The organism is Anaeromyxobacter terrae, from assembly GCF_022690685.1.
Lineage (GTDB): Bacteria > Myxococcota > Myxococcia > Myxococcales > Anaeromyxobacteraceae > Anaeromyxobacter > Anaeromyxobacter terrae.
This window is the reverse complement of sequence record NZ_JALCYY010000025.1, coordinates 42,783-67,270: the sequence shown is the minus strand read 5'-3', so window position 1 is coordinate 67,270 and position 24,488 is coordinate 42,783. Positions and strand designations below refer to the sequence as shown.

Below are 24,488 nucleotides of genomic sequence, written 5' to 3'. Positions count from 1 at the left end.
TCAGGAGCGGTCGAGCTTGTGCGCCCGGCGTCTGCCCAGGAGCAGGCGCCGCTCGAGCCGACCGCGCAGCGCCGCGTAGTAGGCGCGCAGGAACGCGCGGTCGTCCGGCGCGGGGGCCTCCCACCCGATCTTCTCCCGGATCTGCGCCGCGACGGCCGCCATCGCGTCCGGGCGCGCCGCGGGCCCATCGCGGAGCAATCCCTCGAGGACGTGCAGCTCGTACTCTCCGTACACGTCGAGCTGCTCGCGCGTGAAGGCGAGGCCTTCCGCCGCGGGCGACGCCGGCGCGGCGACCAGATCGTCGAGCAGCCGCGCGTCGGGTGCGCGCACGACGATCGTCCCCGCCACGAGATCGCCCACGCGCAGGCGATCGCGGTTGAAGAGCGGCAGCAGCCCGAACAGCAGCATCCAGCCGAGCGCCGCGATGGCCACGCCCGCCGGCGCGCCCGGGTAGACCAGGTCGGGGCCGGCGAGCGCCGTCATGGGCAGGAACACCTCCACCTCGCGGGTGAGGTTCCGCGTGATGATCGCCTCGGCCGTGAGCGGACCGCCGCGTGCGTCGATGACGCGGATCCCGAGCTTGCGCTTGCCGGGCGTCTGGCCCTGCCACGTCAGCTCGAAGAAGGTGAAGTAGAAGGTGCGGACGAGGAAGAACGCGAGGAGCGCGGTGGCCAGCGCGAGGTCTGCACCGGCCGCCCACCCCACCAGGAGGAAGATCGCGAGCACCGCGACGAGCACCGCGGCGTGCACGAGGAGGTAGTCGAGCAGGAACGCCCCGGCGCGGTCGCCCGCGAGCGCGATCGCGAAGCGCAGCGGCACGCCGTCGGGCGTCACGACCTCGCGCGTGCGCGCCCCGCCGTGCGTCACGCCCGACTCCCGGCGCGACCGAGGTAGACGGTCCAGAAGAGGAACGTGCCAGCGGCGACGGCGTAGCGCACCGGGACCGAGTGGACGAGCTGCCGGAACAGCCCCTCGACCAGGGCGGCGGCGAAGAACAGGGCGACGGCGCCGACCGCGAGGACGCCGGCCTCCCGCCCGCGGCGCGCGAGCCCGGCGAGCCGCTCCTCGCGGCCGGGGAACAGGACCGCCTGCCCGAGGGCGAGCCCGGCTGCGCCGCACAGCGCCACGGCCAGGAGCTCGGTCACGCCGTGCGGCAGCACCCATCCCCAGAAGTCGAGCGCGAGACCGCGCGAGCGGTAGAGCGCGCCGAACGCGCCGAGGACGAGCCCGTTCGTGAAGAGGAGGAGCGCTGACGGGACGCCACCCGCGAACCCCACCGCGAACGCGAGCAGGCCGATGGTCGCGTTGTGCTGGAAGAGGAACATCGCGAAGGTCTTGAGCAGCTGCGCGGCGTCCCGCGGCGCGTAGAGGACCTCGCGGAGCGACTCGGTCGACGAGGTCGGGCCGCGCCCCTGCGCCATCTCCGGTGCCACGAACGCGTAGAACCGCTCGGCGTCGGCCGCGGTCAGCGCGTGACCGACCCCCGCGCCGACCGCGATGAGGGCGATCGCGAGCGCGAGCTCGCGCCGATGGGCCCGGACCGCTCCCGGGAACCTGCGGACGAAGAAGTCTCCGAGCGCGTCGCGGAGGTGCCGCCGCGTTCCGTAGACGACGAGGTACGCGCGCGCCGAGAGCGTCTCCAGGTAGTCGAGGACGTTCCGGTCGAGCGAGATCGCGCGCGCGACGGACAGGGAGGACAGGGCGGCGCGATAGAGCGCCGGCAGCCGCGCGACCTCGCCGGCAGCGAGGGAAGGCAGGCCCCAGCGCTCGACCCGGTCGAGGAGCCCCTCGAGCTCGCGCCACGAGGGCTCCCGCTCCGCGCGGAAGGCGGCGCTCTTCAGCACGACGGTCACGCGATGAGCTCCCGGCGCTTGATGTCGAGGTAGCGGTTCACGAGGCGCGTCGAGACGGCGCCGGGGGGAGCGTCCACGCAGTGGACGCCGATGCGGCGCAGCCGCGCCAGGACGCGCTCCCGCTCGCGGACGAGCTCGGAGGCGACCACCGCGCGGTAGACGTCCCCGAGCCGCCGCGGCGCCGCCCCGGCGAGCGCCTCGACGCCGGGATCGCGCAGCGACACGAACACGACGAGCTGCCGGCGCGCCAGCCGGGAGAGGTTCTCGAGCATGAGCTCCGCGGTCACGGTGTCGACGAACTCGGTGAACACCACGACGAGCGAGCGTCGCCGCAGCCGCGCCGACAGCTCGGCGAGGCCGACGGTGAAGTTCGTCTCCTCGGTCGAGTAGGCGAGGCCGGCGGAGGCCGCCTGCAGGCGCGGGAACGCTCCCAGCCCGCCCTGCGGCTCCGTCCAGGCGCGTGCCGCGCGATCGAAGCCGTAGAGCCCCACGCGGTCGCCGAGGCGGAGGGAGACGTAGCCGAGGAGGAGGGCCGAGGTCACGGCGTGGTCGAGGCGCGGCACGCCGTCGAGCGGCTCGGCCATGAGGTGGCCGGTGTCGAGCGCGAGGACCACCTGGTGGTTCCGCTCGGCGCGGAACTCCTGGGCGAGGAGCTTGCGGTGGCGCGCGGTCGCCTTCCAGCTGATGGCCCGCGGGTCGAGCCCGGGCACCCACTCGCGCAGCGCGTCGAACTCCGAGCCGTCGCCGACGAACCGCTCGACCTGCACGCCGGCGGAGAGCTCGCGGGCGCCGAAGTAGCGGAACGCCGCGGCGCGGACGGGGCGCAGGTTCGGCAGCACCGCGACCGCGCGGTCGACCGCGACGCGCTTGCGCCGCGCGGCGAGGCCGAGCGGGCCCGGCCAGCGGAGCCAGAGCGCGTCGACGGTGGGCCTCCCGCGCCGCCGGGCGCGCAGCTCGAGCGCCAGCGCCGCCGGCTCGCCGGCGCGGACGTGGAGCTCCGCCGCCGGCTGGGGGTCGAGGTCCGCGTGCAGATCGGCGACGACCTGCACCGCCGCGGCCCCGCGTGCCGCCGTCAGGACGACGCGCGCGGCGCCCGCCTCGCCGACGAAGATCGACTCGGGGACCTCGATCGATGCGGCGAGGGCACCCGGCGGCAGCGCCAGGATCGCGTCGACCGCGATGGCGGCGACCGTGAGGGCCGCGACGGCGAGCCAGGCGCCCCAGAGCCGCGGGTGCACGAGCGCGGGGAGGAGCGCCACCGGAAAGCCTGCGGCTGCGAGCAGGATGGCGCGGCGGGTCGGGTGGATCACCGGGGCGCCTCCACCTCCTCGAGGACGCTCGCGACCGCGGCGTCCGGCGTGGAGCCCTCGATCTCCGCGCCCGGGGCGAGGACGATGCGGTGGCGGAGCACCGGCTGCGCGAGGGCCTTCACGTCGTCGGGGATCACGAACGCGCGCCCCTGGGTGGCGGCGAGCGCGCGCGCCGCGGTGGCGAGCATGTTGGCGGCGCGCGGGGAGGCGCCGCACAGGAGCTGCGCCCGCGCGCGCGTCGCGCGCACGAGGTCCACGACGTAGTCCACGATCTCGTCCGAGAGGCGGATGGCCGCGACCGTCGCGCGCATGGCGGCGAGGTCCTCGAGCGACGCGACCGCGGAGATGGCGAACTCCGAGAGGGGCGGCGTCGCGGTGCGGTGGCCGTGCACCCGCACCATGGCGCGCTCCTCGTCGCGCGACGGGTAGCCCACGCCGACCTTGAAGAGGAAGCGATCGAGCTGCGCCTCCGGGAGCGGGTAGGTCCCCTCCTGCTCGATCGGGTTCTGCGTCGCGAGCACCATGAAGCCCGGCGAGAGCGGGTGGGTGGTGCCGTCGATGGTGACGGCCCGCTCCTGCATGGCCTGGAGCAAGGCGGCCTGCGTCTTCGGCGGCGTGCGGTTGATCTCGTCCGCGACGAGCACGTCGGTGAACACCGGGCCGCGCGTCAGCGAGAACGCGTTCGTCTGGAAGTTGAACAGGTTCGTCCCGATGACGTCGCCCGGCATGAGGTCCGGCGTGAACTGGATGCGGTTGAAGCCGATCCCGAGCGCGGCGGCGAAGGCGCGCGCGAGCAGGGTCTTCGCCGTGCCCGGGACGCCCTCGAGCAGGACGTGCCCATCGGAGAGCAGCGCCACGAGCATGAGGTCGAGGGCGCCGTCCTGGCCCAGGACCACCCTGTGGACCTCAGCCCGGAGTCGCTCGGTGACGTCTCGGATCGCCGTCAGCTCCATGCGTCATCTCCTCCCGCCATGCGTGGATCTCCACCGCGGCGCGCAGCGCGTCCTCCTCCGCCCCGCGCCGCCGCCCCCCGAGCGCGCGGATGCGCGCCTCGATCGCCGCGAGCGCGCCGTCCCGGCCGCGCGCCGCGGCGAGCCGCGCGAGCCAGGCGTCCTGGGCCTCGGCGCGGTCGCCGGGCGCCCGGAGCCGCCGCGCCACCTCGTCCTTCGCCGCGCGCAGGTAGGCGCCGAGCGCGTGGGCGACGTGCCCGCCGTGGCCGAGGAGCGCGGCCGTGTTCTCGACCAGGAACGCCTTGCCGGGCGCGAGGAGCGCGTCGGGAGGCCGCGGCCGGCCGAAGCGGACGAGCCCGGCCCAGACGGCGAGCGCCGCGACGAGCAGGGCCTGCGCCGTGGCGAGGGCGAGGGGAAATCTGAAGAGCTCGCGGGCGACGGACGGCTGGACGTCGAGGCCGTGGAGCGTCTCGTCGATCACCACGGGCACCTCGCCCGCGCCGAGGCGCTCGACGAGCCGCAGCACCAGCGCCGCGTTCTCGCCGCGTCCGAGGCCGTGGTTCGCGAGGACGTCGGGATCCGAGAGCACCACGATCCGGCGACCCGTCTCCTGGTCGACGACCTCGCCGGCGAGGATGCCCTGCTCGAACCAGACGAGGGGCGTGATCTCGTCGGGCGGGGAGCGCAGGAGCTGCGGCGCGTCCAGCGCGGGCGCCGGCAGGGCGCCGCGCGGCGCCGTGATCTGCTTGGGCCGGACCACCTCCGCGTCGAGCTCGAGCACCTCGAGGACCCGCCGGACCTCCCCGAGCGGCAGGAGGTCCGCGCCCCCGAGCCAGCGCGGCCGATTCGAATCGGGGTAGCCGGTCCGCTTCGGGAGCACGACGAGCAGCCGCGACGCGCCCGCGGCGATCTCCTCCGCGACCGCGGCCCGCCTGCCGTCTCTCTCGGCCGGCCCTCTCCAAGGGGACAAGGGACGAGGCTCCAGCGCCGGCTCGGCCAGGACGACGACCGCGCCGTCGGCGGCCTTGTCCGCGGTCCGGTGGCGCGAGACGAGCGTCGGGACCCCGAGCTCGCGGAGGAGCGTGACGAACGCGCGGTGGCCGATGGCGGACCGGCTGTACGCGCCGGGCGCGACGGACGCTGGCTCGGAGAGCTCGTCTCCGAAGACGCCCAGGAAGCCGGCCGCGGCGAGCGAGGCGACCGCGGCGACGGCGAGCCAGGTCGCGCCGCGCCGGGAGAAGGAGGGCCCGCTCACGTCGTGCCCCGGTAGCTCTCGAGGAAGACGTGGAACCGGTCGAGGCAGGCGCGGTAGTCCGCCTCGCCCGGCGCGGCGCCGCCGAAGTGCGAGAGCTCCACCGCGGCCACCAGGCCGGCGAGCGCCTCGCGCGCGGGAGCCGCCAGCCGGACGCGCCCGACGATCTCGCGCGAGGTGAGCGAGGGCGCGAGTCGCGCGGCGCGCGAGAGGGCCGCGAGGGTGTCGAGCAGCAGGGCGTGGATCGCCTCGCCGTACCGGCCCGCCGCCGCGGCGGCCTCCGCGGAGGGGATGGGGATCGGCTCCGGGCCCGCGCCCGCTCCGGGCGCGCCTTCGACCTCGGGATCCCGGGTGCCGGCGCGGAGCGCACGGAACAGCCAGGTGCCGGCGAGCGCCGCGAGGAGGGCGAGCCCCGCGTAGAGGAGGACCACCAGCAGGCGCGCGAGGAGGTCGGGGAGCTCGACCGGCTTCCACGCGTGCGGGAGCGTCGTCTGGAGGTCGCCGCGCGCGAGGATCTCGTTTGCACGCGCCTGGATCGACTCGGCGGAACGCGGGGCCGACCCCGGCGATGCGGGCGCGGGCGCGGCGGCGAGCAGGGCGGCCACGAGCCCGGCGAGGAGCGGCATTTCCCGAGGGTAGAACGGGCCGGCGGGCTCCACAAGGACGGGCTCGCTTCACGGACCGAGGTCGCGCGGAGGTGCGCGATGTGGGTGGACGAGGCCGCCGGCCAGCACGCCGGACGAGGCGGGCGCGGCCCACGGCGCTCACGATGCGAGAACCCCCGACAGCGGTCCCGGTGATACCGTGAAGCGATGAACACGACCGCTCGATGTGCCCTGGCGCTCGTCTTCCTCGCGGCGGCGACCGCCTCGCGCGCGTCGGAGTCGTCCCTCCGATGCGACCGCGGCGTGATCTCGCTCGGCGACTCGCAGCTCGACGTCCTCGGAAAGTGCGGCGAGCCCGCGCTGCGGGACAGCCGGACCGAGGAGAGCGCGACGGCGGTGCGCGACGAGGGCTCGCGCGCCGTGTCAGGGGTGCGCGTCAGCACGGTGGTCCACGCCTGGACCTACAACTTCGGGCCGCAGCGCTTCATGTACGTGGTGACGCTCGAGGGCGGCAAGGTCATCGGCATCGAGCGCGGCAGCTACGGGTACGAGTCCGGGGACGTCGCCGCGGCCCGCGAGAGCAAGCCCGCCTCGTGCGACTCCTCCAGGCTCAAGGTCGGCGACCTGAAGCTCGACCTGCTCGCGAGGTGCGGCGAGCCGGCCGCGAAGGACGTGCGACAGGTGCAACGGCTCGAGGCGAGCGAGTCGACGATCACCGCCGAGCGGTCCGTCGAGGTGGACGTGTGGACCTACGACTTCGGCCCGAATCAGTTCGTGCACATCGTCACGCTCGAGAACGGCAAGGTCGTCGCCGTCGAGCGCGGGGGATACGGGTACCAGCGCTGAGGGAGCGCGCGCTCCGCCGCGAGCGGCGGTGGGCGGAAGGCAGGCGCGCGAGCACGATCCGGACGGCGCGCCACCCGCGGGCGCGATCCGCTCACCGCGCGTACCGCTCCTCGAACAGCGCGCGCAGCTTCGCGTTCCGGCGGAGCAGGTCGAGCGTGAGCTCGGCGTGGCCCGGGACGTAGCCGTTGCCGACGAGGAGCGTCGCGTCCTTGCCGACGCCCTCGGCGCCGAGGGCGGCGGCGGTGAAGCTCGTCGCCATCGAGAAGAAGAGCACGGTGCCGCCGTCCCGGACGGCGAGGATGGAGGCCATCTCGGTGCCGGCGACGCTCGCGCAGTTCACGACGAGGTCGAACGGCCCGCCCGCCGCCTCGACCGCAGCGAGCGCGGCGACGGCGTCGGTGGCGTCGAGCGCGATCGTCCGGTCGCAGGCGCCCGCGCCGCGGATGGCGGCGAGCGCGGCCTCGGAGCGATCCGCTGCGACCACCTCGCCGCCCGTGCCGGCGAGGAGCTCGCGCGCGTGCGCCGCGACGAGCAGGCCGGACTTGCCGGCCCCGAGCACGAGGACGCGCGCGCCGTGCCGGACGTGGCGGGCGGCGAGCGCGGGGGCGCCGCACACGTCGAGCGCGGCGAGCGCGAGCGTCTCGGGGAGATCGGCCGGCAGTCGCGCCCAGAGGCCGCTCGCGAACAGGATTGCCTCGCCGTCGCACTCGACCCGGTCGATCTCCGGGCGGACGGCGCGGATCCGGTCGAGGCGCAGCGGCGTGAGCGAGAGCGAGACGAGCGTCGCGATGAGGTCGCCCGGGCGCAGCGTCGCCGCGGCCGGGTGGCGCGCCCCCACCGCGCGCACGCGCCCGATGAGCATGCCGCCGGAGCCCGTCACCGGGTTCTGGAGCTTCCCCCGCGCGCTGACGATGCGGAGCACCTCGGCCGCGATCCGCGCCGGGTCGCGGCCTACGGCGCCCTCGATCTGCCGGAAGCTCGCCGCGTCCACGTTGAGCGCCTCGACCGCGATCGAGAGCTCGTCCTCGCCGAGGGGGAGGGAGGGATCGAGGACGTCGGCGCGCTGGGGGAGCGCGCCCTTCGGCGAGACGACGCGGCGAAGCCCGTAGGGATCCATGGGCGCGAGAGCTTAGGAGGAGGTCGCGCCGGGCGCCAGGGACGAGGCGGGGCGGGCGGACAGCGCCATCAGGCGTCCGCGTCGACCTGGACGAGCGCGTCGAGCGCGCGGAGGTCATCGGGCATCGCCCAGCCGGCGCCGCGCAGCCGCGCCTCGAGCCGGACCGTGCGGCTCGCCTCGAGCCGGTGGCCGGCGCCGAGGAACCCGGCGCGCGCGTGGGCGAGCGCCGCGAGCGCGTCGTCCTTGCGCCCGTGCGCGGCGAGGACGCGGGCGCGGGTGAGCCGGGCGGTCGCGACGAGCACGCGGCCTCCGCGCTGGCGCGCGATCTCCTCGAGCGCCTCGGCCTCCGCCTCGGCCTCCCCGACCCGGCCGCGCGCGAGCGCGACGCGCACCGCCTCGGGCCGGAACACCGCGTCGCACGCGGCGCAGTCGCCGTGGCGCGCCGCGGTCTCGCTCGCCTCGCGGACGGCGTCCTCGGCCGCGTACAGCGCGCCCGCGGCGAGCCGGTTGCGGGCCTCCGTCGCGTGGAGCCGGGTGAGCGCGTGGCGGCGGAGCCCCGCGCGCTCGGCGACCACGATGCCGAGGTCCACGAGCGCGAGCGCGTCGTCGAGCCGGCCACGCAGCGTGAGGAGGCAGGCGAGCCGCTCGAGCGCGAGCGCCTCGCCGATGGCGGAGCCGCCCGCCCGGTGGCGCTCGAGCGCGTCGCGCAGGGCCGCCTCGGCGAGATCGAGGTCGCCCGCCGCGAGCGCGGCGACGCCCTCGCCGTGGCGCCCGGCCGCGACGGAGCCGGCCGCCTCCCGCTGGCGCGCGCGCTGCGCGAGGAGCGCCGCGGCGTGGCCGACCTCGCCGGCCGACGCGTCGCAGAGCAGATCGCGGTCCCACAGGACGAGGTGGAGCGGGACGGGGTGCTCCGGGGCGAGGTCCTGGCGGGAGCGCTCGCGGGCGCCGGTCGCGTCGTCGGGCGGGCGCAGCGGGTCGCCGAGCGTCGCGCGGGAGTGGGGGGCGCGGGCGGCGCCCCGGCCGGCGAGGTCGGCGTCGCCGGCCTCTCGCGCGCGCTCGAGGCAGGCCTGGGCGGCGGCGAGCGCCTCGGCGGGCCGGCGCTCGTGCCAGAGGAGCTGCGCGCGCACGTGCAGGAGCGCCGCCGCCTCCTCGCCCTGCGACTCGACCGCGTGGAGGCCGTCCTCGAGCTCGGCGTTCGCCGCGCGGAGCTGGCCCGCGGAGGCGAGCGCGATCGCGGCGAGGCGGTGGGCGCGGGCGCGCTGCTCGGGGGTGGGACGGAAGCCGCCGCCGTCCTCGAGGTGGGCTGCGTCGGAGAAGGAGCGGGCCGCGCCGGCGAGCTCGCCGAGGCCGAGCTGGACGCGGCCGACGGCGTCGAGGAGCTCGAGCTCCTGCGGCCCGTCCGCGCCGGAGCGGTCGAGCAGGTCGAGCGCCTCGGTATAGAAGGCGAGCGCCTCGCGGAGCCCGGCTCGCGCGGCGGCGCGGTGGCCGGCGGCGACGAGGTGGACGAGGGCGCGATCGGGATCGCCGGCGCGGCGGCGGTGCCAGGCGAGCGCCTCGGAGGGCGGCTCGGCCCCCGCGGGGAGCGCGGCCTCGAGCGCGTCCGCGAGCGCGCCGTGGAGCGCGGCGCGGCGGGCGGGGGAGAGGCCGTCGTAGACGGCGTCCCGCACGAGCGCGTGGTGGAAGCGGTACCCCGCGCCGTCCTCGTCGAGGAGCCGCGCCTCGAGGCACCCGTCGAGCGCGGTGAGCGCCTCGTGCGCCGTGAGGCCGGACACCGGCCGGACGAGCTCGAAGTCGAAGCGCGCCCCGGCCACCGCTGCGGCGGCGAGCAGCGCCTCCGCCCGCGCGCCGAGCCGCTCGACGCGGGTGCGGATCGCCGCGGAGGGATCGGTGGGGAGCGACGGTCCCCCCGACTCGCGCTGCGCCCGCACGACCTCCTCGGTGAGGAGCGGCGAGCCGTCGGTGATCCGGTAGAGCTGGGCGACGGTGGCCTCGGGCGGCGGCTCGCCGAGGAGGTCCGCCACCTGCTCGCGGGTCGCGGCGAGCCCGAGGCGCGGGATGCGGACGCCGCGCGCGAGGCGCGCGCAGTCGAGGTGCGCGAGCGCCATCTGGATGGGGGTCCCCGCGTGGATCGCTGCCTCGTTGCAGGTGGCGACGATCATGAGCTTCAGGGCGCGCGCGTCGCGGGCGAGGAGGTGGACGCCGTTCAGCGAGGACTCGTCGGCCGCGTGGACGTCGTCGAGGAGGAGGTAGATCGGGCGCCCCTCCGCGACCTCCCGCAGCGCCCGCTCCACCGCGTCGAAGATGCCGAGCCGCACGTCCTCGCCGGCCACCCCCGAGCCGGGCGCCGCGCCGGCGAGCGGGCTCGCGAAGGCGGGGTTCGCGCGCGCCTCCTCGGCGAACGCGTCCGCGAGCACGCCGTACGGCGCGCCGCCGCCGGTGGCGATCCCGCACAGCACCACCGCGCCGCGCGCCTGGGCGAGCCGCGCGCCCTCCACCGCGAGCCGCGTCTTGCCGACGCCGCGCTCGCCGAGGAGCACGAGCGTCCCCGAGCCCTGCTCCAGCAGGGACTCGAGGAGCAGCACCACCGGCCCGCGCCCGCGCACCGGGGGCGGATCGACCGTGCCGAGCAGCCGCCGCGCGGCGCGCCGCGCGCCGTCGAGCGCCGGCCGCGCCTGGGAGGGCCCGACCTCGCCGCGCTGGATGGCGGTCCAGAGCGCGCGCGTGTCGTCCGACGCGCCGGCCCGTCCGGCGGTGCGGAGCGCGCTCTCGCACGCGTCGAACTGGCGGAGCGCCTCTGCGCGCCGGCCGGTCTCGGCGAGGAGGCGCATGACGAGCCGGTGCGCCTCCTCCGCGGCCGGGTCCACCTCGAGCACGCGGCGGAGGAGGGGGACGGCGGTGCCGGCGTCTCCGCGCCCGGCGGCGTCGCGCGCCAGCGGCAGCGCCACGTCGACGAAGCGGCTCCGGAGCTCCGCGCGCCGGCCCTGAAGCCAGGGGGAGTCGCGATCCTCCGGCGAGAGCTCGCCGCGGTAGAGCGCGACCGCCTGCGACCAGCGCTCCGGACCGCCCGCGGCCGCCGCCTCCTCGAACGCGTCCACGTCCACCCAGACGTCCGGCCGGAGCGCGAGCTGGCCGCGCTCGATGTCCACCCAGCGGCCCCCGAGGATCTGGCGGAGGTCGTAGAGGGCGCGGTGCAGGTTGTTCGCGCCGCTCGCCGGGTCCTTGTCGGGCCAGAGCGCCTCGATGGCCGCGTCGCGACCGAGGACGCGGCCCGGCGCGAGCGCGACGAGCTTCAGCAGATCGGCCGGGCGCCGCCGCCGCCACGCCTGGGCGGGGATGGGCGCGTCCGCGCGGACCACCTCGAACCGCCCGAGGAGGTGGAGCTTCAGCATCGACACTGCGAGAACCCCCTGGGGCCGAGAGGCTAACAGAACTCCCGGGCACGCGGTTGATCCCGGGCTAGATTGTGACCGCATGCGCTACCGGCTCTCGCTCCCCGAACCGCACACCCATCTCTTCCACGTCGAGGCGATCCTAGAGCGGCCCGGCCCCGCGCCGGAGCTCGCGCTCCCGGTCTGGACGCCCGGCAGCTACCTGGTGCGCGAGTTCGCGCGCCACCTCGAGGGCGTGGAGGCCGACGACGGCCAGGGCCGCCGTCTCGCGATCGAGCGACTCGACAAGCAGCGCTTTCGCGTGGCCGCGGGCGGGGCGGAGCGCGTGGTGTTGCGCTACCGGGTCTACGCGAACGAGCTCACGGTGCGGACCTGCCACCTCGACGGCACGCACGGGTTCCTGAACGGCGCGGCGGTGTTCCTGTACGCGCCGGGGCGGGAGCAGGAGCCCCACGTCCTCGAGATCGCGCCGCCCGTGGGCTGGTCGGTCGCGACGGCGCTCCCCGGCGGGCCGACCACGTTCACCGCACGTGACTACGACGAGCTCGCCGACTCGCCGGTGGAGCTCGGCCGCCACCGGCTCGTGCCCTTCACCGCGCTCGGCAAGCCGCACGAGATCGCCATCTGGGGGCGGGGGAACGTCGACGAGGCGCGGCTCGCGGAGGACGCCCGGCGGCTCGTCGAGACGCTGGGGGCGCTCATGGGCGGGCTCCCTTACGAGCGCTACCTGTTCATCCTCCACCTCACCGAGAAGCGGCGCGGCGGCCTCGAGCACGCGAGCTCGACGACGCTCAACGTGGGCCGCATGCAGTTCTTCCCGCGCGACGCGTACGAGGAGACGCTCGGGCTCTTCTCGCACGAGTTCTTCCACCTCTGGAACGTGAAGCGGATGCGCCCCGCGGCGCTCGTGCCGTTCGACTACGGGCGCGAGCAGTACACGCGGCTCCTCTGGTGGTTCGAGGGCGCGACGTCCTACTACGAGGGGCTCGCGCTCGCGCGCGCCGGCATCCTCGACGCGAAGAAGTATCTGAAGAACCTGGGCCGCGCGCTCACGCAGCTCGAGCGCACCCCCGGCGCGAAGAAGATGAGCGTCGAGGAGGCGAGCTTCCTCGCGTGGGTGAAGCACTACCGGCCGGACGAGAACAGCGGGAACAGCGCGATCTCTTACTACCTGAAGGGCGAGCTCGTCGCGCTCGCGCTCGACCTCGCGCTGCGGCGGGCGGGGTCCTCGCTCGACGCGCTGCTGCGAGCGCTCTACGCGCGGTACGAGGGGCGCGGCCTGCCGGAGGACGGCGTCGAGAAGGCGGCGGCGGAGCTCCTCGGCGCGGACGCGGCGCGGCGCTTCTTCGACCGCCACGTGCGCGGCACCGAGCCGCTCGACCTCGACCTCGAGCTCGTGGGCCTGCGGCTCCGGCGCCGGCCGGCGCAGGCGTTCGACGACAAGGGCGGCGCGCCGGCGAAGAACGGCGACGAGCGCCCCGCGCCCGGCTGGGCCGGCCTCGAGCTCGCCCAGGGGCCGAAGCTCGCGGTGGCGTCGGTGCAGGAGGGGAGCCCGGCGCATCGGGCCGGCCTTTACGCCGAGGACGAGCTCGTGGCGGAGGGCGGGTTCCGGGTGGACCGCGCCGCCCTGTGGGACCGGCTCTGCGAGAAGGGGCCAGGCGGCTCGCTCCGGCTCACCGTCTTCCGCCGGGACGAGCTCGTCGAGGTGGAGGTGCCGCTCGCGCCGTGGCCCGAGGACACCGTCTGGCTCGAGCCCGAGGAGGGGGCGACCGACGCCCAGCGGGCGGCGTTCGAGGCGTGGTCGGGGACGCGCTGGCCGGGGAGGTAGCTGCGTCATCTTTCGGAAATCACGATCGATTTCTCGTCCCCACCCAGAGTGGTTTCGCTTCTGGGCCGGAGTCATCGCCGAGAGCTCGACGCCTCCGCGCGGTGGGGTCAGGCGCCCCCAGCGAGGCCCGCCTGCCCCGCGACGGCAGCACGGCCGCGCTCCCGCCGGGAGTGCGCTATATGGGCGGGCATGGACTCCAACTCGACCTTCGCCGAGCGCCGCCGGGCGGCGGCCGCGCAGATGGCGCGCCAGGGGGGCGGCGTGATGCTGCTCCCGGCCGCCGAAGAGAAGCTCCGGAACGCCGACACCGAGTACCTCTTCCGCCAGGACAGCGACTACCACTACCTGGTCGGCCTCGACGAGCCCGAGGGCTGCGCGGTCCTCGTGGCGTCGCCCGCGGGCGAGGCGAAGCTGGTCCTGTTCGTGCGGCCGCGCGACCGTGAGAAGGAGATCTGGAACGGCCGCCGCGCCGGGATCGAGGGCGCGAAGGAGCAGTACGGCGCCGACGAGGCGTACCCGGTCGCGGAGATGGACGCGAAGCTGGCGGGGCTGCTCGAGGGCGCGGAGACGCTCTGGTTCCGCGTCGGTCACGACGCGCTCTGGGACGCGCGGCTCGCGCGGGTCCTGAAGGAGCTGCGGGCCGGCGCGCGCCTCGGCAAGCGCCCGCCGCGCGCGATCGTGGACCCCGGCCGCGTGCTCCACGAGCAGCGGCTCGTGAAGGCGCCGGACGAGCTGAGGCGGCTGCGCAAGGCGGCCGAGATCACCGCCGAGGCGCACATGGCGGCGATGCGCGACGGCCAGCCCGGCCGGCGCGAGCACCAGGTGCAGGCGGAGATCGAGTACGCGTTCCGCCGCCGCGGCGGCTCGGGCCCCGGCTACGGCACGATCGTCGCCGCCGGCGCGAACTCGACCATCCTCCACTACCGCGCCGGCCCGGACGTCCTGAAGGACGGCGACGTCTGCCTCGTGGACGCGGGCGGCGAGTACGAGCTCTACACGGCGGACGTGACGCGCACCTTCCCGGTGTCGGGCGAGTTCACGAAGGCGCAGCGCGACCTCTACGAGCTCTGCCTCGACGTGCAGAAGCAGGGCATCGAGGCGGTGAAGCCGGGCGCGAACCTCGACGCGATCCACGACCTCGTGGTGCGGAAGCTCACCGAGGGCTTCATCTCGCTCGGGCTCCTCCAGGGCAGCGCCGACGAGCGGATCGCCGACAAGTCGTTCCGCAAGTACTACATGCACCGGACCAGCCACTGGCTCGGCATGGACGTGCACGACGTGGGCGACTACTACGTCGACGGCAAGCCGCGGGCGCTCGTGCCGGGGATGGTGCTCACGGTGGAGCCCGGCATCTACGTGGCCGCGGACGACGAGAGCGCGCCGAAGGAGATGCGCGGCGTCGGCATCCGCATCGAGGACGACGTGCTCGTGACGCCCGAGGGTCACGAGAACCTGACCGCCGCGGTGCCGAAGGAGGTCGCGGAGGTCGAGGCGGTGTGCGTGCGGTAGGGGCGCGATCGCTCCGTCACGCGACGCGAATTCGCGCCGCGCCGCCCATGCGGTAGGCTCCGGCAGCTCCCACGGCCGTTCACCGGGAGCGACGGAGCCGCCGCATGCTGACGCTCGTCGCCGCCGTTCTCCTCGCCGCCGCGCAGCCGGGCCCGCCCGCTCGGGCCGAGCCCGTCGAAGCCCGAGGAACGGACGCCGCCGCCCGCTACGACACCGCCATGGCGCTCCTCCTCGACGGCAAGCTCGAGGAGGCGGCGCGCGCGTTCGACGCGGTGGTCGCCGCTCCCGACGCCGGCCCGCTCGCCGACCGGGCCCGCACGCTCGCCGAGGTGAGCCGCGCGCTGAGCGCGCGGGGGCAGTTCGTGCTGCACGAGCCCGGCCTCGAGCGGCCGCGGCCCGCGCGTCGAGCGCGCCTCGACCGGAGCGGCCGCGGCGAGCTCGCGTTCTTCGGCACCACCTACGGCATCTGGACCGGCGTCGCGAGCGGCCTCCTCGCCGGCGCGGACGACGGGCGGGTGTACTCCGCGCTCGCGATCGCGGGCGGCGCGGGCGGGCTGGCGCTCGCGATCCTGCCCACCCGCCACGCCTCGATGCCCGAGGGCCGCGCGCAGGCGATCGAGTCGGCGACGAACTGGGGAACGCTCAACGGCGGGCTCCTCGCCGCGCTCGCCGACGCGGACGGGAAGGGGGTGGTGGGGGCGACGCTCGGCACCGGCCTCGCCGCGCTCGGCACGACGGCGCTCCTGACGCGCGAGCGCAGCCCGTCGTCGGGCGAGGTGGCGCTCACGAACAGCGGCGGCATCTGGGGGCTCGTGACGGGCGGGCTCACGCTCGCGATCCTGGAGGACGCGGGCGACAAGACCGCCGAGAGCGTGCTCCTCGCCAGCACCGACGCCGGACTCCTCGCGATGGCGCTCGTCGCGCGGCGCGTGGAGATGAGCCGTGGCCGGTCGCTCATCATCGACGCGGGCGGGCTCCTCGGCACGCTCGCCGGCGTGTCGGTCCCGGCGTTCGCGAACGCCGAGAACGGCCCTGCCATCGGCGCGGCCGGCCTCGCCGGCATGGCCGTCGGGCTCGCGGTCGGGACGTACATCTCGCGCGGCTGGGACGAGGAACACGACGAGGGGCCCGCCGCGCGCGCCGGGGCCATGGCGATGCCGGTGGTGGCGCGGCTCGAGGGTGGCGGGTTCTCGGCGGGGGTGGCAGGACGGTTCTGATGTAGGTGCGGCCGCAACCTTGCCGCTCGTTGACCCGCTGTATACCCTCGCGCGCCGTATCCCAGCGTGAACGCCGGGACGCGCGCCGTGCGCGGCGCGGGGAGGGGAACATGCGGCGGATCTCGGCGCTCGGCCTCGCGGCCGTGCTCGCGGCGGCGTGCAGCAGCGGCGGCGGAAGCGGCGGCTCGAAGCCTCCCGCGACGCTCGTCTCCATCGCGGTGTCGCCCGCGACGGCGGTGACGGTGGTGGGCGCGACGGTGAAGCTCACCGCGACCGGCGCCTACGACGACGGCAGCAAGCGCGACGTGACCGCCGAGGCGAGCTGGACGTCGCTCAACGGCGGCATCGCGCAGGTCTCGGCGGGCGTCGTGACCGGGGTCACCGCGGGGACGGCGACCGTCACCGCGGCGGTGGGCGCCATCCAGGGGACGGCCCTCGTCACCGTGGACACTCCGACGTTCGTGTCCCTCCGCGCCGATCCGACGAGCGCGACGATCTCCGCGGGCCAGTCCGTCTCGCTCCGCTGCCTCGGGACCACCGATCGCGGCGTCGAGATCGACGTGACCGCGGCCGCCACCTGGACGAGCGTCGATCCGCTGGTCGCCACCGTGGCGCGCGGCGTGGTGTCGGGCGTGAAGGTCGGCGGCACCGACGTGCGGGCGAGCTACGCCGGCCTCTCCGCGCAGGCGCACGTCACCGTGGAAGCGGCCTCGCTCGCCTCGCTCCTCCTCGGCGTGCCTCCCGCGTTCACCCTCGCCGCGGGCGACTCGCTCGACGCCCGCGTGTTCGCCCTCTACTCCGACGGCGGCCTGCGCGACGTGACGCTCCTCGCGGACTGGACGTCGAGCGCGGCCGCGACGGCCGTGGTGTCCAGCGTGGCGGAGAGCGCGGGGCGCATCCGTGCGCTCGCGCCCGGCGCGAGCACGATCGGCGCCTCGTTCGGCGGGAAGTCCGCGTCGGCCGAGCTCACCGTCGCCTCCGATAGCGTCATCTTCTTGCTCGTCCAGCCCGTCCCCTCGCCGCTGCCGGTGGGCGTCGCGTATCCGCTCCGCGCCACCGCGCTCCACGCGGACGGCACCTCCGCCGACGTGACCGCGCTCGCGACCTGGTCGTCCGACTCGGCCGCCGTGACGGTGGACGCCGCCGGCGTCGCGACGATGATCGCGGGCGGCGTCGCCACCGTGACCGCCAGCTACGGCGGCGCGGTGGGACGCGCGGCGGTGACCGCCACCGGCGACGCGCCGACCGGGCTCGCGCTCGACGCGACCGCCATCGCCATGGGCCTGGGCGCCTACACCTGGCCGCCCCCCACGGTGAGGCTGCGCTACGCGGACGGCTCGAGCTACGACGTCTCGAGCTCGGCGAAGCTCTCCGTCGCCGATCCCGCCGTCGGTCTCGTCGAGGTGGGCTGGTCGGGCGACACGGTCGTCCGCGCGGTCGGCCTCGGGACCACCACCCTCGAGGCGCGCTACGCGGGGCTCTCCGTCACCGCGAGCCTCCAGGTGACCGCGCCGCTGTCGTTCACCCTCGACGCGCCGGCGTCGGTGCCGGCGGGCGTGAGCTGGAACGTGAAGGCGGAGACGCGCGTGCAGGGGAAGTACGTCGTCGAGACGGAGGACGTCTCGAGCTACGCCGAGTGGTCCTCGAGCGATCCCGCGGTGATCGCGATCTCCAACGCGCCGGGCACGAAGGGCACCGCCACCGTGGTCGGCCCCGGCAGCGCCACGCTGACGGCGGCGTTCGGCGGGATGACGGCGACGAAGACGATCACGGTGCTCGGGCCGCTCGCCTCGATCACCATCTCCCCGGCGTCGTTCGTCGCGGCCTCGGGCGTGACGCGGCAGCTGAGCGCGACGGCCCACCTCGCCGACGGCCGCACCACCGACGCGACGACCCTCGTCACCTGGCGCTGCGACCGCGTCATCGGCTCGGTCAACGGCGGCAGCTTCTGGTCGTCCGGCCCGGGCACGGGCGAGATCACCGCCGCGATCGGCGACGTCTTCGGGACCGCGACCGCCACGGTCGTGCGCGAGCCGGGCTTCGGCGGGCTCGGCATCCGCCCCGTGCTCCAGTACACCTCGGAGCGGCTGCCGGTCGGGCACACGGCCCAGTATCGGGCCGTGTACGTGTACTCGGTGGGCGGCCAGGACGTGGACGTCCCCGTGGATCGGGAGGTCACCTGGACCACGAGCGCCGCGTCGATCGCCGCGTTCGACGATCCCGCGCGCCCGGGCAGGGTGCGCGCGCTCGCCCCTGGTACCGTGTCCATCCGCGTCTCGACGACGAGCCCGGCCGGCGCGCCGATGCAGGCGTCGGTGTCGCTCACGACGGTGACCCCCACCGCGGAGCTCGCGCTCTCGCCCGTCACCGTGCCGCTCGGCGGCAAGGCGGCGCTCACCCTGTCGGTCCCGACCGCCACCGCGACCTATTCGGCGACGGCGTTCGCCGCGTTCGAGTCGAGCGATCCGTCGATCCTCGAGGTGCGCGGCGCGACGGTGGTCGCGAGGAAGGTCGGCACGGTGGAGCTGCGCGCGCGCCTCGACGACGTGACCGTCGTGACGCAGGGCACGGTCGTGCCCGCGGCGCCGAAGACCCTCTACCTGTCGCTCCCGTACCAGCTCACGGTGGGCGCGAAGACGACGCCGCGCGCCTACGTGCAGCTCGACAGCGGCGACTACGTGGACGTGACCAAGCTCGCGACGTTTGCGTCCTCGAGCCCGGGCGTTGCGACGCTCACGTGGACGCCGGGCACCATGCCGGAGCTGCAGGCGATCGCCGAGGGGATGGCGACCCTCGACGCGACCTGGAACGGGCTCATCGGAACGGACGCCGTCCCGGTGGTCGCAGCGGCGGCGGAGCCGCAGGTCGTGGGCCTCCGATTCAGCTACCCGTCGTACGAGCTGCCCGTCGGCGGCCGGGTGTCGGCGGAGCTCAGCGCGACGCTCGTGGGAAGCGGCGCGGGGGCCGTGACCGGGCCACTGGTGACCGTCTCCCCCGCCGACGTCGTCGAGGCCTCGTTCTCGGGCCAGTACGGCTCGTTCACGGGCCTGAAGATGGGGAGCGCGGTGGTCACCGCGACGTGGGGCGGGAAGACCGCGACCACGGTCGTGAACGTCACGCACCCCGTGGGCGAGTTCGGGCTGTACGCGCAGGACATCGGGCCGCGCGGCCTCCACCCGTACGAGCGCCTGTACCTCAACGCCTACGAGAACCCGACCTTCTCCGACTTCGAGAAGGCGCTGACGTGGAGCTCGTCGAACCCGGCGGTGGCGAAGGTGGTCGGGCCCGCGGTCGTCGAGGGAGTCGCTCCGGGGACGGCCATCATCACCGCGGCGTCCGGGCTGCAGGTGTGGCCCTGGTCCGTGACGGTGTCGAACACCCCCATCGACCGCCTCGAGCTCGAAGGCGTCGCGCCCACGGTCCCCGCGGGAACGAGCTACCGGTTCCGCGCGACCGCCCGCTTCGCGGACGGCGCCACGGTCGACGTGTCGAGCAAGGCGACGTGGTGGAGCGCCGATCCGACGGTGGTCGAGTTCGACCCCGCGGCGCCCGGGAAGTTCCTGGCGAAGCGCGCCGGAACCGTGCGGATCGAGGCCCAGCTCGACGGCAGATCGGAGTCCGCGGAGGTGACGGTGTTCTAGCGAAGCGGCGGGCCGAGCCGGCCTGCGCTTCCCCCTTGACACCCTCTCGGCACTCCAGTATCTACGCCGCCTTACGTCGGTTCGAGGTCTTCCCGGGACCCGGAATCCGTCCGACGAAGCGCTTCATCGGGGAGTGGCTCAGCCTGGTAGAGCACTTGGTTCGGGACCAAGGGGTCGCAGGTTCAAATCCTGTCTCCCCGACTCTAAGCCCTCGAATCCTCACGGATTCGGGGGCTTTGTTTTTGAGGTCACAGGGGACAGCCCGGCCCAGGGGACTTCGCAGGGGACTACTTCCGACGGCTCGCCGCGAGCCACGCCTCGACCGCCTCGCGGATGAGGGCGGAGACGTCGGGACGGGTCCGGCCCTCGGCTGCGGCGCGCTTCTTCGCCTGGGCCTTGAGCGCCTGAAGTTGCGCCGGCTCGAGGCTGACGGTCGTAACGACGTGCCCCGTCGGCGGGCGTCCCATGCGTGCCTTCGGCATGGCCGGGCGATCTAGCACGCCCGGGAGGCGGATGCGCAGGCGCGGGAGCGACGAGGGACGGATCACAAGGCGCTCCGCCGTGTGCGCCGGAAGCCGTCCCAGCGCGCCGCAGCGCCCTTCCCGTACATCGCGACGTGGACCCGCCGGGCAGCGGCCCCGACGCGCTCCCAGGCCGCGATCTGCGCGTCCGCGGTCCTCCAGAGGGCGTGCGCCGAGAGGTTGGGCACGTTGCGGACGTCCTTGGCGATGACGGGGGCGGGCCCGTTCTCCCGCAGCTTCACGATGCCCGCCAGGGCGGCCGAGAACTCGGCGTAGGCGGCGGGCAGGTCCGCGGCGTGGGCGAACGGCTGGCGCTTCTTCGCGGGCGCGCTCATGCGGCCCTCCGAGACGTGCTGCCGATCGGCTTCGAGAGCTCCCGCTCGAGGGACTGCAACGCTGCGGGAACGGCGCGCAGCGCCTCGACGAACTCCCACAGCGCGTACTCGGGATCCGGGCCCGTGAGCCCGAGCGCCACGAGGTTCATCCGGTGGCGCAAGTCCTCCACGACCGGCCTGACCGCCTCGCGGATCGCGGCTCGCGCGACGGGTCCTGGGTCGCGATCGTCGTCGGCGAGCTTTCGGGTCGTCTGTCCGAACACGGGGAAGCCCGGCTTCGTCCTGGCGGTCACGAGCGCACCGCCTTCCTCGGCGCGTACCGGCCGATCTTCCTCCGCCTGTCGCGGCGGTTCTTCACCTCGATGAGCCGCAGCGCCGGGCGCCGCACGGATCCCACGCCCATGGCGTCGAGCGCGCTCAGCGGGTCGGCGCTCCGCGCCGCTGCCTCGACGCGATCGGCGGCCCGCCGGTACTCGCGGGCGATGCGAAGCCCGTCGCCGCGGAGCTCGGCCTTCGTGATGCGCTTCTTGGTGGCACTCATTCCGTCCTCCTGGGTTGGTGCTGCGGGAGAGACGGTAGACTTGTCGCTAGTGAAAAGTCAAGCCGGGTCGTCGGGCCCGTCGTCGCACGTCGGCACGCGGTCGAGAGCGCCGATTCGCCAGAGACGCTGGCGGGCGGCCCGCTGTCGCTGCTCACCGGCGGGATCGAACGTGCGGAACCCGCGAGGCCGGAAGGACTTGGGAAGCCGCGCGGCGTACTCTCGGCCCGTTTCACACGTCGCGCACGACGCGCCGAACACCCTGAAACCGCGCCCGGCCCCGGACGGCGTGCGTGCGGCTCGTCTCGCCGCGCACGTCCCGGCCTTCAGGAGCGCGCACATGCGCGGGCAGCGCACGAGGTCGTCGGGGGCGAGCGGCCCGTCGTCGGCCGCGAGGTGCTCCGCGATCCACTGCGAGGGGTTCACACCCCCGCATATCGGATCGCCGCGCTGCGAGTGTCCGCCCGATGCTCTACACTGCGAGCATGAGACAGGCACTCGCGGTTGCTGCGCTGATCCTCGCTGCGTGCGGCGGGCCGGACGAAAACGGCTGCGTCGTTGTCGAGCGCGTGGCGCCCGATGGCTCATCGACCTACGAGAATGCCTGCCCCGAGCCGATCCCACTGAACGAGCGAACGGACCGCTCGCACCAGCCGGTCTACACGACGCCCACGCACTTCTGAGTCGCGGCGCTAGGCCGACCAGAAGCTAAACGCGAACCGAGCGTCGGTCATCGTCCCCGTGTGGTCCCAGAACGTGAACCGCAGGCGCGTGGGGCTCGAGAACACGTGCCACATCCCGAAGGTCCCCGCGACGTAACCCTCGCCGCTCACCGTGGCGATCGTGTTCGCGGCGTTGATGGATGGGTGGGTGATCTCGTACGTCCCGGTTCCGATCTTGGAGCAGGTGAAGCCGAACCCGTAATCCTTGAGGATCGAGCCGTCGATGGCGATGTATCCGCGAACCTGCCCGCCGCGCGGCTCCTTCCGCAGCACGAGGTTGTCGAGGTACGCCTTCTTCGCCTGCCCCTGCACGTCGGCGCGAAGCCGCATCGTGCTCACGCCCGCGGGAGCCGTCGCGGAAAACGCGACCTTCCCGTATGTCCCCGCGGTCGATGGCGCGGCAGAGGCCGACCCGATCTCGACGCCGGTGCTGTCGAGCCACGACACGACGAGCACGCCGCACTTAAGGGTGCTGCCGTTGTTCACGGCGGTCGCCTCCGGCGCGATCATCGCCTCGGCGTAGACGGTTTCGCCCTCAGCTATCGGGATCCTGGGCGTCAACGCGAGCGTGGTCCAGTTCGTGTCCGTCGCCTGCACGACGCGACACCACGTGCCCTGGTACGCGGCGCCGGGCGCGTTGGTGAGCCCCGTCGCCTCGAGCGTGGCCGCCGGCCATCCGTTCGCGGCGCGGGCCGTCAGCATGTCGCGGCGAGGCCCCGCGGGCCGCCAGCCCTTCGCGATCGAGTCCACGAACCTGCGCGCCTCCGCTTCGTCGCCCATGAAGTCCGCCCATCCGAGCGCGGCCGCCGCGGACGCGGGGATCCCCGTGACGACCTCGGGAGGCGGAGCGAGTGCCTCCTCGAGCTCCTCCCGCGTCATGCCGGTGCGCGCGACGTAGACCGAGAGAAAGCGTCGGTTGACCTCGTTCCGCTCCTCGGCGCACTCGGCTACGCCGGAGTGGATCCCGATCCACGCGTCCGGGTGCGCGAGCACGTAGTCGCCCGCGCATGCGATCACGGTCCCGGTGCTGTCCGCGCGACCCGCGATGTAGACGACCACGATCCCGCCCTCGTCCGAGAAGCGACGGAGAGCGTCGTAGATCGCGTGTGCCCCGCCCGAGAGTAACTGTGCCCCGCCCGAGAGTAACCGCGCCGCGAAGCCCGTCGGTCGGCCTCGGGCGCGATGGTAACCATCTCGCGAAGCCTGACGAGGACGACTCCTGCGTGCGGAAGTGGGCGCGCGGCGGACGAAACAGACGCCCAGGCGCTCGTCGGTGCCTCGCCGCGCATATGGCGGCGCCGGACGCAGGCGTGACCGAGTTCTTCTTCGGCTTGATGGTGGAGCGCGGAGCGACCTACGCGGCGCCGGCGCACTGCACGCCGTGCATGAGGCGGAGGAGATAAGTGCCGGCCGGAAACAGCACGTTGGCCGCATGCGACTGCCTCGCGGTCCACGCCTGCCGGTACTCCCGCAGGAACGTCTTCACGCGGAAGATCCCCTCGATGCGCCTCCACTTGTCTCGGGCGGCGATCCGCGGCCTGAGCGCGAAGCGCGGCTCGCCGGGCTGCGGGCGCGAGAACGGGTTCTGGGCGAGGACGCGGGCAGGTCCGAGAAACTTTCGCCTCTCCGAGGCGAGCTCCAAGTGGCGGCGCCCCGCCCGAGAGTACCCGCTCCGCGAAACGTGAAGGCGGGCCCCGCCCAGCCTCGTGGTGTGCGGAAGGGGCGCGCCGGCGCCGAAACAAGTGACCGTGTGCACCGCTCGAACCGGTATGTGGACGGCTCGGACAACGCCCAGACGCTCGTCGGCGCCTCGCCGCGCATGGGGCGGCGCCGGACGCGAGCGCGACCGAGTTCTTCTTCGGCTCGATGATCGAGCGCCGAGCGACCTACGCAGCGCCGGCGCACTGCACGCCGTGCATGAGGCGGAGGAGGTAGGTGCCCGCGGGGAACTTCACGTCGGACGCGCCCGACAGCCGCGCGGTCCAGGCCTGCCGGTACTCGCGCAGGAACGTCTTCAAGCGGAAGATCCCCTCGATCCGCCTCCACTTATCGCGGGCGGCGATCCGCGGCCTGAGCGCGAAGCGCGGCTCGCCGGACGGCGGACGCGAGAACGGGTTCTGGGCGAGGACGCGCGCAGCTCCGAGAAACCTGCGCCTCTCCGAGGCGAGCTCCCGCTGGTGCTTCTCCTCGAGGCCGTCGAGCGCCTCCGATACGAGCGCGCGGAAGTCCTCCGCCGATGCGAAGCCGGGAGGGACGGTCAGCTCGAGCTCCGCGACGTCGGGCAGGTAGCTCTTCGGGTCGAAGAAGACCTTGGGCCTGCGCACCGAGAGCTTCGTGCCCGCCAGCTGCTCGGGCGCGGTCCAGAGGCCCGGCCACTCGGCGCCGCGGCGGACGAGGCCGGCGGCGACCGGGTTCGCGAGCACGTAGGCAATCTTGGCGACGACGTCCTCCGGGTCGAGCGGCTCGACCGCGCTGTAGCTTCCGTCGGTGGCCCAGAAGCCCTCGAAGCGTCCCAGGGACGCGTTCACAGCTCGCGCGACGAGGGAGTCGAGGTACTGCATGAATGCGGGGAGACGGCCGTCAGGGTCGGTGAGGACCAGGTGTGCATGGTTCGAGAGGACGCAGAACGCGTGGACGAGGACGCCGTAGCGGCGCGCGGCGACGGCGAGGACGTAGAGAAAGATCTCGTTCACGACCGGACTCGGCCGCAGGAAGAAGCGTCGCTCCGAGCAGCGGCGCGTCACGAGGTAGGTGGTTCCGGGCAAAACGCGACGGGGCGGGGTCACGGGGCGACGACAGGCAGAGGCCGTGCCGCGCCCGTCGCTCGTCATCGCGGAGGCTTACGCAATGCGAGA

General features: G+C 74.7%; 21 protein-coding genes and 1 tRNA gene. 7 read left to right on the top strand and 15 right to left on the bottom strand.

Annotated elements, in window-relative coordinates; translation table 11 throughout:
* The 6 genes from MNY62_RS13020 to MNY62_RS12995 are packed head-to-tail and all read right to left on the bottom strand — an operon-like array spanning position 1 to position 5,991.
* Positions 1–867, bottom strand: a complete 867-nt coding sequence (locus tag MNY62_RS13020; protein ID WP_242344609.1) for an RDD family protein — start codon at positions 865–867, stop codon at positions 1–3.
* Positions 864–1,853, bottom strand: coding sequence for a stage II sporulation protein M (locus MNY62_RS13015; protein WP_242344608.1), 990 nt, complete (start codon positions 1,851–1,853; stop codon positions 864–866). The genes MNY62_RS13020 and MNY62_RS13015 overlap by 4 nt, the downstream gene beginning before the upstream one ends.
* The gene (locus MNY62_RS13010; RefSeq protein WP_242344607.1) at positions 1,850–3,163 is read right to left on the bottom strand and encodes a DUF58 domain-containing protein; all 1,314 of its coding nucleotides are present in this window, start codon (positions 3,161–3,163) and stop codon (positions 1,850–1,852) included. Before MNY62_RS13010 ends, MNY62_RS13015 begins: the two co-directional genes overlap by 4 nt.
* A complete protein-coding gene (locus MNY62_RS13005; protein WP_242344606.1) occupies positions 3,160–4,116 on the bottom strand; it encodes an AAA family ATPase in 957 nt (318 codons plus the stop codon). The genes MNY62_RS13010 and MNY62_RS13005 overlap by 4 nt, the downstream gene beginning before the upstream one ends.
* On the bottom strand, positions 4,070–5,368 hold the full coding sequence (locus tag MNY62_RS13000) for a DUF4350 domain-containing protein (protein ID WP_242344605.1): 1,299 nt from the start codon (positions 5,366–5,368) through the stop codon (positions 4,070–4,072). Before MNY62_RS13000 ends, MNY62_RS13005 begins: the two co-directional genes overlap by 47 nt.
* A complete protein-coding gene (locus tag MNY62_RS12995) occupies positions 5,365–5,991 on the bottom strand; it encodes a DUF4129 domain-containing protein (protein WP_242344604.1) in 627 nt (208 codons plus the stop codon). The genes MNY62_RS13000 and MNY62_RS12995 overlap by 4 nt, the downstream gene beginning before the upstream one ends.
* A 186-nt stretch (positions 5,992–6,177) precedes the next feature.
* Here MNY62_RS12995 and MNY62_RS12990 point away from each other — a divergent pair, with 186 nt between their 5' ends.
* On the top strand, positions 6,178–6,816 hold the full coding sequence (locus MNY62_RS12990; protein ID WP_242344603.1) for a DUF2845 domain-containing protein: 639 nt from the start codon (positions 6,178–6,180) through the stop codon (positions 6,814–6,816).
* A 91-nt stretch (positions 6,817–6,907) separates the two neighbouring features.
* Here the strand turns inward: MNY62_RS12990 and kdd are convergent, their stop codons facing one another.
* Entirely contained in the window at positions 6,908–7,933 is a 1,026-nt protein-coding gene (gene kdd, locus MNY62_RS12985) for an L-erythro-3,5-diaminohexanoate dehydrogenase (RefSeq protein ID WP_242344602.1), read from the bottom strand.
* A gap of 68 nt (positions 7,934–8,001) precedes the next feature.
* Entirely contained in the window at positions 8,002–11,322 is a 3,321-nt protein-coding gene (locus MNY62_RS12980; RefSeq protein ID WP_242344601.1) for an ATP-binding protein, read from the bottom strand.
* A gap of 82 nt (positions 11,323–11,404) precedes the next feature.
* Here MNY62_RS12980 and MNY62_RS12975 point away from each other — a divergent pair, with 82 nt between their 5' ends.
* The 5 genes from MNY62_RS12975 to MNY62_RS12955 all read left to right on the top strand — a co-directional run bounded on the left by MNY62_RS12975 (position 11,405) and on the right by MNY62_RS12955 (position 19,718).
* Positions 11,405–13,150: a M61 family metallopeptidase gene (locus MNY62_RS12975; protein WP_242344600.1), complete on the top strand. Its 1,746-nt coding sequence runs from the start codon at positions 11,405–11,407 to the stop codon at positions 13,148–13,150.
* A gap of 189 nt (positions 13,151–13,339) precedes the next feature.
* Entirely contained in the window at positions 13,340–14,659 is a 1,320-nt protein-coding gene (locus MNY62_RS12970; RefSeq protein WP_242344599.1) for an aminopeptidase P N-terminal domain-containing protein, read from the top strand.
* Between the two features lie 104 nt (positions 14,660–14,763).
* On the top strand, positions 14,764–15,876 hold the full coding sequence (locus MNY62_RS12965) for a hypothetical protein (RefSeq protein ID WP_242344598.1): 1,113 nt from the start codon (positions 14,764–14,766) through the stop codon (positions 15,874–15,876).
* A gap of 110 nt (positions 15,877–15,986) precedes the next feature.
* The gene (locus tag MNY62_RS12960) at positions 15,987–19,517 is read left to right on the top strand and encodes an Ig-like domain-containing protein (protein WP_242344597.1); all 3,531 of its coding nucleotides are present in this window, start codon (positions 15,987–15,989) and stop codon (positions 19,515–19,517) included.
* A 127-nt stretch (positions 19,518–19,644) separates the two neighbouring features.
* Positions 19,645–19,718, top strand: a tRNA-Pro gene (locus MNY62_RS12955).
* 86 nt (positions 19,719–19,804) lie between these two features.
* Here the strand turns inward: MNY62_RS12955 and MNY62_RS12950 are convergent.
* The 4 genes from MNY62_RS12950 to MNY62_RS12935 form a co-directional block, all read right to left on the bottom strand.
* Positions 19,805–19,999, bottom strand: a complete 195-nt coding sequence (locus MNY62_RS12950; protein WP_242344596.1) for a hypothetical protein — start codon at positions 19,997–19,999, stop codon at positions 19,805–19,807.
* 62 nt (positions 20,000–20,061) lie between these two features.
* The gene (locus MNY62_RS12945; RefSeq protein ID WP_242344595.1) at positions 20,062–20,373 is read right to left on the bottom strand and encodes a hypothetical protein; all 312 of its coding nucleotides are present in this window, start codon (positions 20,371–20,373) and stop codon (positions 20,062–20,064) included.
* On the bottom strand, positions 20,370–20,666 hold the full coding sequence (locus MNY62_RS12940) for a hypothetical protein (protein WP_242344594.1): 297 nt from the start codon (positions 20,664–20,666) through the stop codon (positions 20,370–20,372). Before MNY62_RS12940 ends, MNY62_RS12945 begins: the two co-directional genes overlap by 4 nt.
* Complete coding sequence (locus MNY62_RS12935) at positions 20,663–20,914, bottom strand: hypothetical protein (protein WP_242344593.1); 252 nt, start codon at positions 20,912–20,914, stop codon at positions 20,663–20,665. The genes MNY62_RS12940 and MNY62_RS12935 overlap by 4 nt, the downstream gene beginning before the upstream one ends.
* Positions 20,915–21,396: 482 nt before the next feature.
* Between MNY62_RS12935 and MNY62_RS12930 the strand changes: the two genes are divergently transcribed.
* The gene (locus MNY62_RS12930) at positions 21,397–21,594 is read left to right on the top strand and encodes a hypothetical protein (protein WP_242344592.1); all 198 of its coding nucleotides are present in this window, start codon (positions 21,397–21,399) and stop codon (positions 21,592–21,594) included.
* A gap of 9 nt (positions 21,595–21,603) precedes the next feature.
* Here the strand turns inward: MNY62_RS12930 and MNY62_RS12925 are convergent, their stop codons facing one another.
* The 3 genes from MNY62_RS12925 to MNY62_RS12915 all read right to left on the bottom strand — a co-directional run bounded on the left by MNY62_RS12925 (position 21,604) and on the right by MNY62_RS12915 (position 24,419).
* Positions 21,604–22,692, bottom strand: a complete 1,089-nt coding sequence (locus MNY62_RS12925; protein WP_242344591.1) for a Clp protease/crotonase-like domain-containing protein — start codon at positions 22,690–22,692, stop codon at positions 21,604–21,606.
* 295 nt (positions 22,693–22,987) lie between these two features.
* Complete coding sequence (locus MNY62_RS12920) at positions 22,988–23,275, bottom strand: hypothetical protein (RefSeq protein ID WP_242344590.1); 288 nt, start codon at positions 23,273–23,275, stop codon at positions 22,988–22,990.
* A 244-nt stretch (positions 23,276–23,519) separates the two neighbouring features.
* Positions 23,520–24,419, bottom strand: a complete 900-nt coding sequence (locus MNY62_RS12915; RefSeq protein WP_242344589.1) for a transposase — start codon at positions 24,417–24,419, stop codon at positions 23,520–23,522.
* Positions 24,420–24,488: the final 69 nt, after the last annotated feature.